The 15,835-nt window shown below is 70.5% G+C and carries 7 protein-coding genes and 2 pseudogenes; 7 read left to right on the top strand and 2 right to left on the bottom strand.

Going from position 1 to position 15,835, the window contains the following annotated elements:
- Window positions 1–50: 50 nt before the first annotated feature.
- The 7 genes from AB0959_RS38735 (at window position 51) to AB0959_RS38765 (ending at window position 14,101) form a co-directional block, all read left to right on the top strand.
- Window positions 51–1,910 (top strand): ABC transporter ATP-binding protein, encoded by a 1,860-nt coding sequence (locus tag AB0959_RS38735; protein WP_366831532.1) that lies wholly within the window; start codon window positions 51–53, stop codon window positions 1,908–1,910.
- 217 nt (window positions 1,911–2,127) lie between these two features.
- Entirely contained in the window at window positions 2,128–3,069 is a 942-nt protein-coding gene (locus AB0959_RS38740; protein ID WP_366831468.1) for an ABC transporter ATP-binding protein, read from the top strand.
- The gene (locus AB0959_RS38745) at window positions 3,066–4,418 is read left to right on the top strand and encodes an ABC transporter permease (RefSeq protein ID WP_366831469.1); all 1,353 of its coding nucleotides are present in this window, start codon (window positions 3,066–3,068) and stop codon (window positions 4,416–4,418) included. Before AB0959_RS38740 ends, AB0959_RS38745 begins: the two co-directional genes overlap by 4 nt.
- A 104-nt stretch (window positions 4,419–4,522) precedes the next feature.
- On the top strand, window positions 4,523–7,279 hold the full coding sequence (locus AB0959_RS38750) for a bifunctional YncE family protein/alkaline phosphatase family protein (protein ID WP_366831470.1): 2,757 nt from the start codon (window positions 4,523–4,525) through the stop codon (window positions 7,277–7,279).
- A 178-nt stretch (window positions 7,280–7,457) separates the two neighbouring features.
- Window positions 7,458–8,231, top strand: a complete 774-nt coding sequence (locus AB0959_RS38755; RefSeq protein ID WP_366831471.1) for a sulfite exporter TauE/SafE family protein — start codon at window positions 7,458–7,460, stop codon at window positions 8,229–8,231.
- A 268-nt stretch (window positions 8,232–8,499) separates the two neighbouring features.
- Window positions 8,500–11,568, top strand: coding sequence for an amidohydrolase family protein (locus AB0959_RS38760; protein ID WP_366831472.1), 3,069 nt, complete (start codon window positions 8,500–8,502; stop codon window positions 11,566–11,568).
- A gap of 199 nt (window positions 11,569–11,767) precedes the next feature.
- Window positions 11,768–14,101, top strand: coding sequence for a glycoside hydrolase family 95-like protein (locus tag AB0959_RS38765; RefSeq protein WP_366831473.1), 2,334 nt, complete (start codon window positions 11,768–11,770; stop codon window positions 14,099–14,101).
- A gap of 142 nt (window positions 14,102–14,243) precedes the next feature.
- Here AB0959_RS38765 and AB0959_RS38770 read toward each other — a convergent pair.
- A pseudogene (locus tag AB0959_RS38770) lies at window positions 14,244–14,638 on the bottom strand (transposase); the annotation flags it as partial.
- Between the two features lie 666 nt (window positions 14,639–15,304).
- Window positions 15,305–15,835, bottom strand: a pseudogene (locus AB0959_RS38775) (hypothetical protein); the annotation flags it as partial.

A 15,835-nucleotide genomic window follows, 5' to 3' on the forward strand; every position in this document is an offset into this window, starting at 1 on the left:
TGCCGGCCGAGGCCTCGGTGACCGCTCCGAGGGGGCCCGCCGAGGCGCCCATGAGCGACGCGACGGTGCCGGCCGACGGGCGGACACCAGGGGCCGTCGGTGACAGGTCCACCCGAGCGGCGGTGGCCACGATGTACCGGCTCACCGCCGGGCACCGGTCCGCCATGGCCGTCGCCGTCGTCCTGACCCTCGTCGGCTCCGCCCTGGGGCTGGCCCAGCCGCTCGTCGCCAAACACGTCGTGGACGCGACCGGCCGGGCACAGGTCCCCTGGCCGCTGCTGGCGCTCCTCGGCGCGCTGTTCGTCACCGAGGCGGCGACGGGAGCCGTGGGGCGCTTCATCCTCGAACGGATGGGCGAACGTGTCGTGCGGCACGTGCGGCACGGTCTGGTGGGACGGCTGCTCCGGCTGGAGATGAGGGAGTACGGCCGTCATCGCAACGGCGACCTCATCTCCCGGGTGACCGCCGACACGACCCTCCTGCGGGAGGTCGTGTCGCAGGCCCTGGTCGACCTGGTGACGGGAAGTCTGGTCGCCGCCGGGGCGATCGTCCTCATGGCGTGGCTCGACGCCCTGCTGCTCCTCCTCGTCGCCGTCACCGTGGCCGCCGCCGCCGTGATCGTCGCCTCGCTGCTCGCGGGTATCCGGCACGCCTCCGAACACATGCAGGAGTCGGTCGGTGCCATCGCCGCCGACCTGGAACGCGCCCTCGGTGCCCTGCCGATGGTCCGCGTGAACCGCGCGGAGGAGCGCGAGGCGGCCCGTGTCGGCGTACGCGTCGAGGAGGCCTACGGCGCGGGGGTACACACCGCGAAGCTGGCCTCCGTCATGAGTCCGGCCGTCGAACTCGCCGTCCAGGGCTCCTTCCTCGTCGTCCTGGTCATCGGCGGCCTGCGCGTCAACGGCAGTGCCGGCTCCCTCGGTGACCTGGTCGCCTTCCTGCTGTACGCCTCCTACCTCGTCCTGCCGCTGTCCTCCGTCTTCCGGGCCGTGGGACTGGTCCAGCGCGGGATGGGTGCCTACCAGCGCATCGACGAGGCCCTGCGTCTGCCGGTCGAGCACAGCGCGCCGAGGGCCACCGCGGTCCTCGCCCACGCACCACGGCCGGCTCGGCCGCCCCTCGGCCCCGAGCAGCCCGCACTCGCCCTGCGTGACGTCCACTTCGGCTACGACCCGGCGCGACCGGTGCTCCAAGGTGTGTCCTTCTCGGTCGCGCACCGTCAGCACGTCGCCCTGGTGGGCCGCTCCGGAGCGGGCAAGAGCACGGTGTTCGCCCTGGTGGCGAGGTTCTACGAGCCGGACGCGGGAACCGTGTTCTTCGGCGGGCGGCCCGCCACCGACATCGGTCTCGACGCGTGCCGGCAACGCATCGCCGTCGTCGACCAGAACACCCATGTCGTCCACGGCACCCTGCGCGACAACATCACCTATGCCGTGCCCGACGCCACGGAAGCGGAGATCCGGCGCGTCGTCGAACTGGCCCGGCTCGACGAGGTCGTGGACCGGCTGCCCGGCGGTCTCACTGCGGTCATCGGTGAACGCGGCAGCACCCTCTCCGGCGGCGAGCGCCAACGCGTCGCCCTCGCCCGGGCGTTGCTGGCCCGTCCCTCGCTCCTGCTGCTGGACGAGCCCACCTCCCACCTCGACGCGATCAACGAGTCGGCGCTCACCACCGTCATGAAGGACGTCGCCCAGGAGTGCGCCCTGCTGGTCATCGCCCATCGCCTGTCCACCGTGCAGCACGCCGACCGCATCGTCGTACTGGACGACGGACGCACCGCCGCCTGCGGCCGCCACGAAGAGCTGCTGGCCGACAGCACCCTCTACCGCGAACTGGCGGCGAGCCAGATGCTCCGGCCGGGCGGGCCCAGGAGCGAGGGCGGGGGCGGACACGGGACGGACGGGCGATGAGGGGCGGCCGCCCCACCGAGGAACCCGGTCACGGCGGCGTGCTCACGGCTCGGTCCCGCGACCAGTCGTTGTCCAAGTCCGGCCCGGGGCCGGTTTACTTCGTACAGACGGACTTGCCGATGCCTTGACGATCCGTTCCCGACACGTTCAACCCACCGTCCCCGCATACGTTGTGTGCCGCACCTAAGTTCCTTCACCGTTGCGAAGGAAGGGACTCATGGACACACTCCGCGCAATCCGGGCTCGCGGGATCACCAAGTGTTTCGGCGATGTCGTCGCACTCGACGGCATCGATCTGGATGTGACGCAGGGGCAGATCCACGGCTTGGTCGGACCGAACGGCGCAGGCAAGACGACGTTGCTCGGCCTCCTGCTGGGCCTGGCCGTGGCCGACAGCGGCCGCCTGGAGATCCTGGGTACGCCGGTGGGGCGGGCGCTCGCCGCTCCTGACGGTGTCGCCGGTTTCGTGGACGGCCCCGGTCTCTATCCCTCGCTCACCGCCCGGCAGAACCTCGCCGCGCTGGCGGCACTTCGCGGCGGCGACGCGCGGACGGCGGGCATCGACGACGTGCTCGACCAGGTCGGGCTCTCCGGTGTAGCCGACGACCGGGCCCGCGGATTCTCCCTCGGCATGCGCCAGCGGCTGGGGCTCGCCGCCGCCCTGCTCACCAAGCCCCGGCTGCTCGTGCTCGACGAACCCGCCAACGGCCTCGACCCGGCCGGCAAGAAGCACGTACACGGTGTCCTCACCCGGCTCGCGGCGGACGGAACCAGTGTCGTGCTCTCAAGTCATCGCATGGACGACCTCGAGGCGCTGTGCTCCGAGGTCACCATCCTCGCCACCGGACGGGTCGTCTTCTCGGGCCCGCTCGGCAAGCTGGCCGCCGAGAACCGTGAACTCGACTACCGGTTGGTCACCTCCGACCGGCAGACCGCCCGCCAACTCGCCCTCGGCACGGCCGGGATCGGCGTCGTCGACGGCGCCGGAGCCCGGCATGACACCGAGGGGCTCGTCGTGAGCGCGCTGGTGCCCGCCCTCGACGAACTGGTGGCGGGACTCGTCCACGCGGGCGTCGCGGTGCGCGAACTCACACCCGTGGTGTCGCCCCTCGAAGCCGCGTTCCTCGCCCTCACCGAGCAGCAGGAGGCCGGCAGATGACCGCGACCGTAGTCGACGACCGGCCTGTCGTCGGTGCCGCACGCGTCTCGATCGCGCGCGGCTATCGCTTCGAACTGGTCAAGCTGGTCTCGCAGTGGCGGATCCGCCTGCTGGTGCTGGCCTGCTGGATCGCACCGGCGCTCTTCGTCGCCGGGGTGAGCGAGCAGAGCACGCTCCCCTCCGACACCCTCTTCGGTCGCTGGATGCACGCCACGGGGTGGGCCGGACCGCTGGTGATGCTCGGCTTCGCGGGCACCTGGGCGCTCCCGCTGCTGACCTCGGTGGTCGCCGGGGACGTGTTCGCCTCCGAGGACCGGCTCGGCACCTGGCGCCACCTCCTCGTGGCGGTCCGCTCGCCGCGGCGCATCTTCGCGTCCAAGGCACTGGCCAGCCTCACCGTGATCCTGCTGCTCGTGGCAGGGCTCGCCTGTTCCAGCACGATCGGCGGGCTGGTGGCGGTGGGCAACCAGCCGCTGGTCGGCCTCGACGGCCATCTGCTGGCACCGTCGGACGCCGCCGGGAAGGTCCTTCTCGCCTGGGTCTGCGTACTCGCCCCGACCCTGGCCCTCGCCGGGATCGGACTGCTCGGGTCGGTCGCGCTCGGACGGTCCCCGATGGGACTGCTGCTCCCCGCGCTCGTCGCGCTCGCGATGCAGCTCGCCCAGATGCTGCCGCTGCCCGTCGCCGTACGCCTCGCCCTGCCCAGCTACGCGTTCATCGCCTGGAACGGGCTGTTCACCGGCCCCACGCAGCTCGGACCGCTCCTCATCGGCATCGTTGTCAGCCTGCTGTGGGCCGTGCTCGCGACCGTGCTGGCCCACCTGCTCTTCCTGCGGCGCGACTTCACCAACCTGAGCTACGACGGCTCCGGGCGCCGCGCGATCGCGATCGGACTCCTGCCGCTGGCCGGACTGGCCGCCCTCACGGTCACGGTCGTCGCCGTGGCGACCCCGTCCGTGGGTTCCGGCATCCAGCAGGCCAAGGTGCAGCGGTCGGTCGCCACGGCGTTCGCCCACCTCTACCGCCTGCAGACGAAGCAGCTCAACCGCCCCGCCGTCACCGAGGCGCAGCTGAAGGCCACGGCCGCCTGCAACAAGGGCGCCGGCCAACTCGCCGCCGAGGGGCCGGGCAACGACTGGCGCTGCGTCGTCTCCTGGCACCTCCCCGACGTCCAGATCACCGGCCAGGCCATCTACCAGCTCGACGTCACCGCCGACGGGAGGTTCGTGGCCGATGGCGACGGACCGAAGGAAGTGAACGGCTACTTCCTGGTGCGGACCCCGGCCGGGGACGCGCCGAACCCGCTGTGGCAGTTCGACGGCAACGTCGAACTGATCTCCACTCCCTGATCTCCACTCCCTGATCTCCGCCCCCCGGTCGCCACCCCCTCCTGATCTCCACCCCCCGGTCGCCACCCCCCGATCTCCCCCCTCTCCCCCGAAGGGACAGCTCCATGCAGGTAACACGGCAGCGTCGGAGCAACGAGAAGGAGCAGTTCACCCTCCTCGGCAGACGCGTCGGCCGCCGGACCATGCTGGTGACGGCGGGCATCGCCGTCACCCTCGCCGTCACGGGCACCGCGGTCGCCTCGACACACCAGTTCGGCACCCAGCAGGTCGGCCAGGTCACCGACAACGGCCAAGTCGTCTCCGCCGACCAGTACATCGCCCCCTACGGCCACCGCACCGTCATCAACGACGGCAAGATCATGTCGTCCTCGGTCAGCCCGGACGGCGCCCACCTCGCGGCCGCTGTCGCCGACGGTGACGCGTCGCTGGTGATCATGGACCTCGCGACCGGGCAGGTGAAGCAGAAGGTCGGCACCAACGCGGCGGACGACCTGCGCATCAGCAGCGGCTCCGTCGGCCAGGAGGGCCCGACGTACTCGCCCGACGGCAAGCAGCTCTGGCTGGGCCAGAGCGACGGCTACACCAAGTTCACCGTCAACGCGGACGGCACCCTCTCCAGCCCGACGACCGTCTCGATCCCGGCCGACGGCTCCAAGCACGCACTGGTGGGTGCGGCGGTGTTCTCGGCCGACGGCTCCACCGTGTACTCGGCGGTCAACGGCCAGAACCGCGTGGTCGCCATCGACGCGGCGACCGGGACCATCAAGCAGAGCTGGGCCGTGGGCAACGCCCCCCGTGGCATCGTCGTCGTGGGCGGCAAGCTCTACGTCAGCAACGAGGGCGGCCGTCCCGCCAAGGCCGGCGACACCACCATGAACTCCTACGGCACCCAGGTACCGGCCAACCCGGACACCGGTGCCGCCACCACCGGCACGGTCAGCGTGATCGACCTGGCGGACCCGTCCGCCGCCGTCGGGAGCATCGACGTCGGCCTGCACCCGACCGCGGTGTACGCCAAGAAGGGCGCGGTGTTCGTCACCAACACCGCCGACAACAACGTGTCGGTCATCGACACCCGCAAGGACAAGGTCGTACAGACCATCTCCACCCAGCCGTGGCCGGAGGCGAAGGTCGGCTACGAGCCGGACGCGGTGACGCTCACCGACGACGGCCACCTGCTGGTGACGCTCGGCCGCGCCAACGCGGTCGCCGTGTACCGGTACAAGTCCCCGCAGGAGCCCGCCAGTTACGTCGGCCTGCTCCCGACGGACTACTTCCCCGCGGAGATCGCCACCGTGGGCAGGAAGGTGGTCGTCTCCAACACCCGCGGGATCGACGCCCGCCGCCCCAACACCAGTGGCGGCCACGGCACCCACGACACGACGTCGAGCCTGACGCAGTTCACCCTGCCGGACGACAGTGTCATCAGGTCCCAGACGGCCAAGGTCTTCAAGCAGAACGGCTGGACACCCGGCTCGGTGACGACGGCCAAGGGCGCGAGCCACGCCCAGCCGGTGCCGGTCCCGGCGCAGCTCGGCGCGCCCTCGACGATCAAGCACGTCTTCCTGCTCGTCAAGGAGAACCGCACCTACGACCAGGTCTACGGTGACCTGCCGCAGGGCAACGGCGACTCGACGTTCACACAGTTCGGCGAGAACGTGACGCCGAACCAGCACGCGCTGGCCCAGCAGTTCGGGCTGTACGACAACTTCTACGACGTCGGCACGAACTCCGCCGAGGGCCACAACTGGCTGATGCAGTCGGACAACCCGGAGTACACCGAGTCCTCGGCCGGTGAGTACACGCGCAGTTACGACACCGAGGACGACGTTCTCGGCCACCAGAAGTCCGGCTTCATCTGGACGGGCGCGCAGGCGGCCGGGAAGTCCGTCAAGGACTACGGCGAGTTCCAGTCGTTCGAGAGCAAGCCGTCCGGCGCGACCTGGCAGAACCTGTACTGCGACACCAAGAACATGGCCGCGACCGGGCAGCAGACCGCCTACCCCATCAAGACGGGCTCGGCGATCCCCTCGCTCAACAAGGTGTCGGTGCAGGGCTTCCCGCTGTTCGACCTCGACGTCCCGGACATCTACAAGGAACAGATCTGGAAGCAGGACTTCGAGAAGAACGGCCCGGCGAACCTGAACATGTTCTGGTTCTCCAACGACCACACCGGTGGCCCGCCGAGCCCCGCCGCCGAGGTCGCGGACAACGACCTCGCGGTCGGCAGGATGGTCGACGAGATCTCGCACAGCAAGTACTGGAAGGACTCGGCGATCTTCGTCGTCGAGGACGACTCACAGAACGGCCTCGACCACGTCGACGGCCACCGTGCCCCGGTCCAGATCATCAGCCCCTGGGCCAAGCACGGCACCGTCGACAGCCACTACTACTCGCAGATCACGATGGTCCGCACCGTCGAGCAGATCCTCGGGATCCACCCGATGAACCAGAAGGACAGTGCGGCCACCCCGATGTACGGGGCCTTCACCCAGAAGGCGAACAACACACCGTTCACGGCGGTGCCCAACCGGACCTCGCTGACCGACGGCCTGAGCACCCTGCCCACCTGCGGCGCGGACACCCCGGCAGCGCAGGACACCAAGGCGGCGCCCGCGCCGACGTCGGCGAAGGTGCCGACGGACATGCAGGCGACGGCGGCGAAGTGGCAGGCCTGGAAGTCGCACCAGCGACTGACCGGACCGAACGCCGTGCCCGACTTCGCGAACCCCGCGCAGATGAACCACTTCACGTGGTACGCGACGCACGGCTGGAAGAAGCCGTACCCCGGCGAGAGCAAGATCTACGCGCCGGACGACGTCCCGGGCGCCTACCTCCCGTCGCCCGACTCCGACGGCTGACAACCTGATGCTCCAAGAGGCCCCTGGTCGGCGTCCCCGCCGACCAGGGGCCTCTTTCACCAGGCGCCCACATGCTGAGAGCCCGCACTGAGCCACACACGTGATCGTGCATGATCCATGCGAGCCCCTCGACCGCCTACCGTGCGGCGGGGAGGCGACACACTGATCATGTGAGGAGATGGCGTTGTCCATCTGGGAAGCACTGGCCGTTCTCGCCGCCGGCGTCGGAGCCGGCACGATCAACACCATTGTCGGCTCCGGCACCCTGATCACCTTCCCGGTGCTGCTCGCGACGGGGCTGCCGCCGATCACCGCCAACGTCTCCAACGCCCTCGGCCTCGTGCCCGGTTCCCTCAGCGGAGCCCTCGGCTACCGCGCCGAACTCCGCGGACAGGGCCGCCGCGCACTCGTCCTCGGCCTCACCGCTCTCATCGGCGGACTCGGCGGCGCCGTCCTGCTGCTCGCCCTGCCCTCCGAGGCCTTCGACACGATCGTCCCCGTACTGATCGCCCTCGCGCTCGTCCTCATCCTGCTCCAGCCACGGCTCGCCAGAGCCGTACAGCGCCACCGCGAAAAAAACGGCACCTCCTCCCGCCCGGACGGCGGCCCGGTCCTCCTGGTCGGACTGCTGCTCGCGAGCGCGTACGGCGGCTACTTCGGCGCCGGCCAGGGGATCCTGTATCTCTCCTTGATGGGCCTGCTCCTCGACGAGGACATACAACGCGTCAACGCCGTCAAGAACATCCTCGGAGCCGTCGTCAACGGCGTCGCCGCCTGCTTCTTCCTCTTCGTCGCCGAGTTCGACTGGACGGCGGTCCTGCTGATCGCCGCCGGCTCCGCCCTCGGCGGCCAGATCGGCGCCAAGGTCGGCCGCCGCCTCCCGCCCATCGCGCTGCGCGGCGTCATCGTCGCCGTCGGCGTCATCGCGATCGCGCAGCTCCTGCTGCGCTGACACAGGACGGAAGCGAGCCGTCAACTCCCTTGGGTAAACGGGGGTTTGCGGATCGCGACAAAACGGAATGCGTTGTTCCACAACCTCGCCGCCATGTGTAGGGTGCACTCAAATCTGCGGAGAGGCGGGCCCTGTGGGACTGACACGTCGTGCGCTCATCAAGCGTGGAGCCGGAATCGCCGCGGGTGCGGGGGTGTTGGGCGGTCACGGGACTCCCGGCTGGGCCTCCCCGGCCGTGGACGGCCGGACGGGCGCGCATACCGTCAACGTGACCGTCACCCAGGCGACCAACGCCTCCGCCGCGCTGGCCCCGGACGGCCGAACCGTCGTCCTGGACCTGCTGAACCTGCTGTGGACGCTGCCCGCCGAGGGTGGTGACGCCGTTCCGCTCACCGGTGTCGAGGAGGAGGCGAGTGAGCCGGACTTCTCGCCGGACGGCCGCCGGATCGTCTACCAGGCCTACACCGACGGCACCTTCCACCTCTGGCTGATGAACGCCGACGGCACCGGGCGCAAGCAACTCACCTCCGGTGCCGCCGACCACCGCGAACCCCGCTTCTCGCCGGACGGCACCCGGATCGCCTGCGCCGCCGAGAGAGACGGCCGGTACGCGATACACGTCATCGACGTCGACAGCGGCGATGCCACCGTCTGGACCACCGGCACCGCGCAGGAGGCCCAGCCCTGCTGGACGCCGGACGGCACGGCGATCGCCTTCACCACCGGGACCAACGACGCGCCCCAGGCCATCGCACAGGTCACCGCCGACGGTACCCGCACCACCCTCGCCAAGGTCACCGAGGGCCGTCTCGCCGGGCCCTCCCTGTCCCCCGACGGCAGGCGGCTCGCCCACGTCCACCTCACCACCACCTCCGCCGCGCTCGTCGTCGACGGCGAGACCGTGTCCGACGACGGCGAGGACGTGTTCCCCTTCGCCGCCCGCTGGGCCGGTCCGGACGAGCTCCTCTACACCGCCGACGGACGTCTTCGCCGCCGTACGCTGCACGGCGCCCGCGGCACGGCCGAGGACATCCCGTTCAGCGCCCGCGTCACCGTGCCCAGGGTCGCCGAACGCCCCGCCTCCGCCCGGGACTTCGACGACGCCGGCGGCCGCGAGGTGAAGGGCGTCGTCGGTCCCGCGCTCTCCCCTGACGGCCGCAGCGTCGCCTTCGGCGCCCTCGGCGATCTGTGGATCATGCGCCGGGGCGGGAAGCCCGAGGCGGTCGTCGCCGACGGCCACCGCAACACCGACCCGGCCTGGCTGCCGGACGGCCAGGGCCTCGTGTACGTCAGCGACCGCGACGGCGGCATCGCGCTGTGGCGGTACGACCTCGCCACCCGCGCCAGTCGCCGCCTCACCGACACCGCCCTCTCCGCCGCCGCGCCCACCGTCAGCCCCGACGGCACCACCGTCGCCTTCGTCGCCGAGGGCGCCACGCTGCGCACCCTGGAGCTCGCCACCGGCGCCGTCCGCAAGGTCGCCGGCCCGCTCAACGCCCCCGGCCGCCCCACCTTCACCGCCGACGGCACACGCCTGGCCACCGCCGTCCTCGTCCCCGTCACGCCGCGCTACCGCGAGGGCCACAACCAGATCCTCACCGTCGACCTCTCCACCGGGGAGTCCCACTACAGCGAGCCCCTCCCCGGCGGCTCCCTCGCCAACCGCATCGACGCGGGCCCCGTCCACTCACCCGACGGCACCAGGACGGCGTACATCGCGAACGGCACCCTGCACATCAGCGACCTCGACGCCGACGGCCGCACCACCGGCACCGCCCGCCGGGTGACCGCCGAGACCGCCGACGCGCCCAGCTGGAGCGACGACTCCGCCACCCTGCTGTACCTCTCCGACGGCCGCCTCCGTCTGACCACGCCCACGGGAAGGGCCTCGGCCGTCCCGCTCCGGCTCTCCTGGCGCCCGGCGCTGCCCACCGGCCGTACCGTCGTCCGGGCCGGAGCCCTCTGGGACGGCACCGGCCCCGCTCTGCGGCACGACGTCGACATCGTCCTCGACGGCCACCGCATCGCCGCCGTCACCCCGCGCGGCGAGCGTCCCGTCCGCCCCGGGGACAAGGTCGTCGACGCCCGCGGCCTGACGGTGCTGCCCGGTCTCGTCGCCGTCCACGAGCACGGCCCCTGGGAGCGCAACGAACTCATGCGCCTGTGGCTCTCCTTCGGCGTCACCGCCCTGCGCTCCCCCGGCACCGCCCACTACGCGGCCGTCGAGGCCAAGGAGGCTCTCGCCGCCGGCCGCCGCACCGGCCCCCGTGTCTTCACCGCCGGCGACCTCGTCGACGGCTCCCGCGTCTACTACTCCTCGGGCCGCCCGGTCACCGACGAGGAGCAGCTGCGCCGGGAGATCGACAAGGCCCGTGCCCTCGGCCACGACATGGTCAAGACCTACGTCCGGCTGCCTTACGCCCTCCAGCGCGCGGCCGTCCGGGCGGCCCACCGGATCGGCCTGCGGTCCACGTCCCACTACCTGTTCGGCCCGCTCGGCCTGGGCGCCGACGGAGTGGAGCACATCGGCGGCACCAGCCGCTACGGCCGCCGCCAGAAGGAGACCCACCTCGGCCACAGCTACCAGGACGTCACGGGCCCGCTGGCCGCGAGCGGCATGGCCTTCACGCCCACCTTCGGACTGTCCGGTCTCGGCCTGTCCGCCGTCCGGGCCGCCCTGTACCGCCACGCGGAGTGGGCCCTGGACGACCCCCGGCTGACCTCCCTTCTCACCGCGGCCGAGTACGCGGAGGTGCGCGAGGGCGTCGAGGCGGCGCTGGCCGAGGAGCCGACCGCCGAACTCGCCTTCGTCGCCCGGCACGGCGCGACCGTTCGCCGCCTGGTCGAACAGGGCGGCCACGTGGCCGTCGGCACCGACAGCCCGCTCGTCCCGCCCGGCGTCTACTACCACCTCAACCTGCAGACCATGGTCCGTCACGGTGTCAGCCCGTACGAGGCACTGCGTTCCGCCACCGTCGAAGGAGCCCGCACCCTGGGCCTGTCCGACCAGCTCGGCACCGTCGAGCCCGGCAAGCTCGCGGACCTCGTCCTGGTCGAGGGCGACCCGACGACGGACATCGCGGCGGCGGCTGCCGTACGCCAGGTCGTCGTCGGCGGAGTCCCGCACACCGTCGCGGACCTGACGGCGGGGGCGACGGAGACGGCGACGGAGACGGCGACGGAGCCTGAGACGGCGAGGTCGACGGAGAGGTCGACAGCGACGAAGCAGAGCGGGAGGGCCGTCCACAACGCCGCCCTGCCCGGCGTGCCCCAGCAACCGGCCCGCGACCGCTTCTGGTGGCACCGGGAGGAGAACATCCCCCACTCCTGCTGCTGAAGACGGTACAGACATCGGTTGACTCCCCGCCCTCCGTCAGTTCCAGCGCTTCCGGGCAGGCCAGTTCACCTGCGACCAATACCCAGTCACCTGCGGCGAAGCCCAGCCTCCATTTTCTGATACGTCGGAGGTCTTCCCCTTTCACCACAGTGCCTGCACCATGCCTGGTGGTTCACAAACAGGAATGGGAGGCAGCTACGTGACCGTGACGCCTGGGGACGGGATCTCTCGAAGAGGTGTGATCGGTACGGCGGCCGCGGTCGCCGCGGTGGGCTGGGCGGCAGGGTCCGGCACCGCCTGGGCGGCGCCCGGCAAGGCCGGCGGGGCGGAGGGGCCGCACGAACGGATGGCCAGGTCCGCCGCTCTGCGCTGGCGGCGGATGCCCGGCGACTGGAAGGACGGCCCCTTCCTGGGCAACGGCCTGCTCGGAGTTCAGGTCTACCGAGGTGCGACGGCCAACTCCGTGAAAGTCATGGTCAGTCACAGCCAGGTGCAGGACCAGCGGCCACAGTGGCGTGCTCCGTACGGATTCTCCCGGTTACCCATCGGGCATTTCGACCTCACGCTCGCTGGTGAGGTGACCGGCGTCGACTGGACCCTGGACCTCTGGGACGCCGAGTTGCGCGGCACCGTCACCACCACCCGGGGCAGCGTCAGCTTCTCGATGCTGGTGCACAACGCCCGTACCGCACTGCTGATCTCCACCCGGCCCAGTGCCGGTGAGGAGGACGCGGCCTGGTCGTTCACATGGATGTCCGCGACCTCACCCCGTACGAAGGACAAACCCGCCGACTACACCGGCAACCCCGACCCCAGTGTCGGCTCCGCCGGAGACAGCGGGGCGACCAGGTACGTCGAGCAGCCGCTGGTCGCGGGCGGAGGGTGGACCACCGCCTGGCGCGAACGGCGCGTCGGGAGCGGCCGGTTGCTGGCCGCGCACATCGTCTACCGCTTCCCCGAGGACCTGTCGCGCACCACGGAGCTGGCCGTCGCGGAAGTGGCCCGCACGCTGTCCGCGGACCCGGACGACCTGGTGCGCGAGCACCGCGACTGGTGGCACCGCTTCTACCGGCGCAGCCTGCTGTCCGTACCCGACAAGCGCGTTCAGGACTTCTACTGGATCCAGCTCTACAAGGCGGCCTGCGCCACGCGGGCCGGCGGGCCCTCGATGTCCGAGTGGGGGCCGTGGTACCCGGAGACGGGCGGCAGCTGGACCGCTGTGTGGTGGAACCTCAACGTGCAGATCGCGACCTGGCTGATCCAGGGGTCCAACCACTCCGAACTCGACTCGGTCACCTCCACCTTCAAGGACTTCGAGAAGTACCTGCCGCTGTCCGTGCCGCCGGAGTACCAGGACGGGCAGACCTACGCCCTGGCGCACCCCTCCGACTGGAAGCTCCGCCCCGGTGCCAAGACCGTCGGCATCCCCGGCACGTCCACCAAGACCGACAACAACGGCAATCTCATCTGGGCCATGCACAACGTCTGGCTCAGCTACCGCCACACCATGGACACGTCGATCGTGCGCGACGTCCTCTTCCCGATCCTCGTCAAGGCGGTGAACTTCTACGACCACTTCCTGCACGAGGGCAGCGACGGAAAGCTGCACCTGCCGCTCACCCGGTCCCCCGAGTGGGCCGACGCCGAGGACTGCACCTACGACCTCTCCCTGCTCCGCTGGGGCTGCGCCACCCTCCTCGACTGCCTGCGCGTTCTCCGTACGAACCATCCGCGCGCCGCGCGCTGGCGTGAGATCCTCCGGCGCCTGGTGGACTACCCGCGGGACGCCACCGGGATCATGATCGGCGCGGGGAAGCCGCTCACCGAGTCCCACCGGCACTTCTCGCACATGCTGTGGCTGTACCCGCTGCACGAGCTGAGCTGGGACCGGCCGGCCGACCGGGAGATCATGCGGACCACCTTCGACCACTGGGTCAAGGACCGTGGTCTGTGGGCGGGTTACAGCTACGGCGTCGCCTCCTCGATGGCCTCCCTGATGGAACGGACCGAGGAGGCCCTCGACTTCCTCACCTTCTTCACCGGCGGCAACACCGTCAACAACGCCTGGATGACCCCGAACACCATGTATGTGGAGGGCGGAAACCTCGCCACCGAGAGCCCGCTGACGGCGGCTCAGTCGGTCCTCGACATGGCCGTGCAGAGCCATGGCGGGGTGGTGCGTGTCTTCCCCTCGGTGTCCCGGCGCTGGCCGGACGCCTCCGTCCAGGGCCTGCGCACCCAGGGCGCGTTCCTGGTCGACGCGGACCGCTCGGGCGGCCGGACCCGGTGGGTGCGGGTGCACAGCCGGGCGGGCGCGCCGCTCGTACTGCAGCACGGCATCGACGGTGCCATCGACGTACGGGACGAGCGTGGGCGGCGTCTGCGCTACCGGGAGACGGCGGCCGGCCGTATCGAGGTTCCGCTGGACCGGGGAGAGACGGCCGTCGTGCTCCGCCGTGGCACCGCCATGGACCTCGGCCCGCGCGACGTACCGGCCGTCGGAGACTCGAAGCCGTGGGGGCTGCCGGACTGAGCCGCCGCCTCACCGATCGATCACGTTGAGTGCGTCCGGCAGACGCGGGCTCGGGGGGGGGAGCCCGCGAATCCACCGTGCGCAACGCACAGTTTCAACGCCCTTTCAGGCCCGCAGTTTCTGGCAGTCCGATTTCGCGAGCCCCGATGAGCTGGGGCAGTCCATCCGGGTCCGGCAGTCCGTGCATCCCGGAATCCGGCTTGTCCCGGCCCAGGGCGCCCGGACCTGTGTGTTCACGCCCTTCTCGGTGCGGAGGCGAGAGGCGTCGAGAAGCACGCGGGCAAGATCCATCAGCTCGATGTCACCGCGCCGGAGAACAGCCTTGTGCAACAGATCCCACACTCCGGCCCTGGACCAGTTCATGAAACAGCGATGGGCGGTTGACTTCGAGATACCGAAGCACGGCGGCAGAGACCGCCAGGCGCAATCGCTGACCAGCACATAGATGACGGCCGCGAACAACGTCTCATCAGGTGTGCTCTCCGTGCCGCCGCCCTGTCGCCGTACTCGATGCTCGGGGAGCAGGGGCCCGACCATCTCCCACAAACCGTCAGGCACGATCCAGCTCCACCTTCCACCCGCCGGGTCGACAGCAGTCTGTGCCGGATACGACGTGTCGCTGCCGAGCAACTGCCTCTCTCCCCGCTCATGGCTCCCGGGCAGTTTCCTGGCGCGCAGTCGAGAGAGCCCGCAGGCGGCGTCGGCATCGGTGATGCGCGAATCGCGCCTCAGGGGTGGCTGGTTGCCGACGGATTCAGGGGTGAGCACGTTTCGTCCGACTCCATTCACGGCGGAAAGGGCCAGATGAAACTATGGGTTGAGAAGCATCAAAACGCGGCGGGGACCGCAGGACCGTACTAAGTGCTGGGAAGGCTGGTGCGGGGTCTCCTCCGAAATGAGGAGAGCGATCCCCACCATTGGGTGGAGCGTGGCTTCTCACGCAGAGAACGCCAGGTGACTCCCGTCGAGCCAGAAGGAGTCAGCCGCCCCGCTTGTCTCGTGCGCTGCGAGGAATGCGGGAAACAGCGCCGTGGCCTCTCCGGTTGAAATCCCGGAGAGGCCACGGCGGCGATATTCCGTCTGCCAGTGACTACCGGCCCACGGCTACACGTTCAGTTGGGAATTGACGGCGCCTGGAATCGATCCGCACGGAGGCGGAGGTCAGCCGACTCGTGGAAGCGGCGTCCGGACGGTCAACGATGCTCACGACGCCGCTGTCGCCGCCGGGCCACCGTTGCCGCCGTTGTTGCTGCCGTGGTTTCCGGCGTTGCCGTTGCCCTGACCCTGCCCCTGACGGTTGCCCTGGCCCTGACCGTTGCCCTGCCCCTGCCCCTGGCCGTTGCCCTGGCCCTGACCGTTGCCCTGACCCTGACCGTTGCCCTGACCCTGCCCCTGGCCGTTGCCCTGGCCCTGACCGTTGCCCTGACCCTGCCCCTGGCCGTTGCCCTGACCGTTGTTGAGGGTGCAGGTGGCGAGGGCGTCGACCTGCTGCCTGCCGACGGTGACCCCGATGGCTGCGGCGATGCGGTTGATCGTCGCGACACGGTCGTCTTTGAGCTGGCCGAGGATGGCGTTCTGGACGGCGTTTAGTCCACCCTGAGCGTTGCCGCCCTGACCGTTGTTCCCCTGAGCGTTGTTGCCCTGAGCGTTGTTCCCCTGAGCGTTGTTCCCCTGAGCGTTGCCGCCCTCACCATTGCCGCCCTGGCCGTTGTTCCCCTGAGCGTTGTTCCCCTG

It is taken from the genome of Streptomyces sp. NPDC046862, assembly GCF_040704615.1.
Classification (GTDB): domain Bacteria; phylum Actinomycetota; class Actinomycetes; order Streptomycetales; family Streptomycetaceae; genus Streptomyces.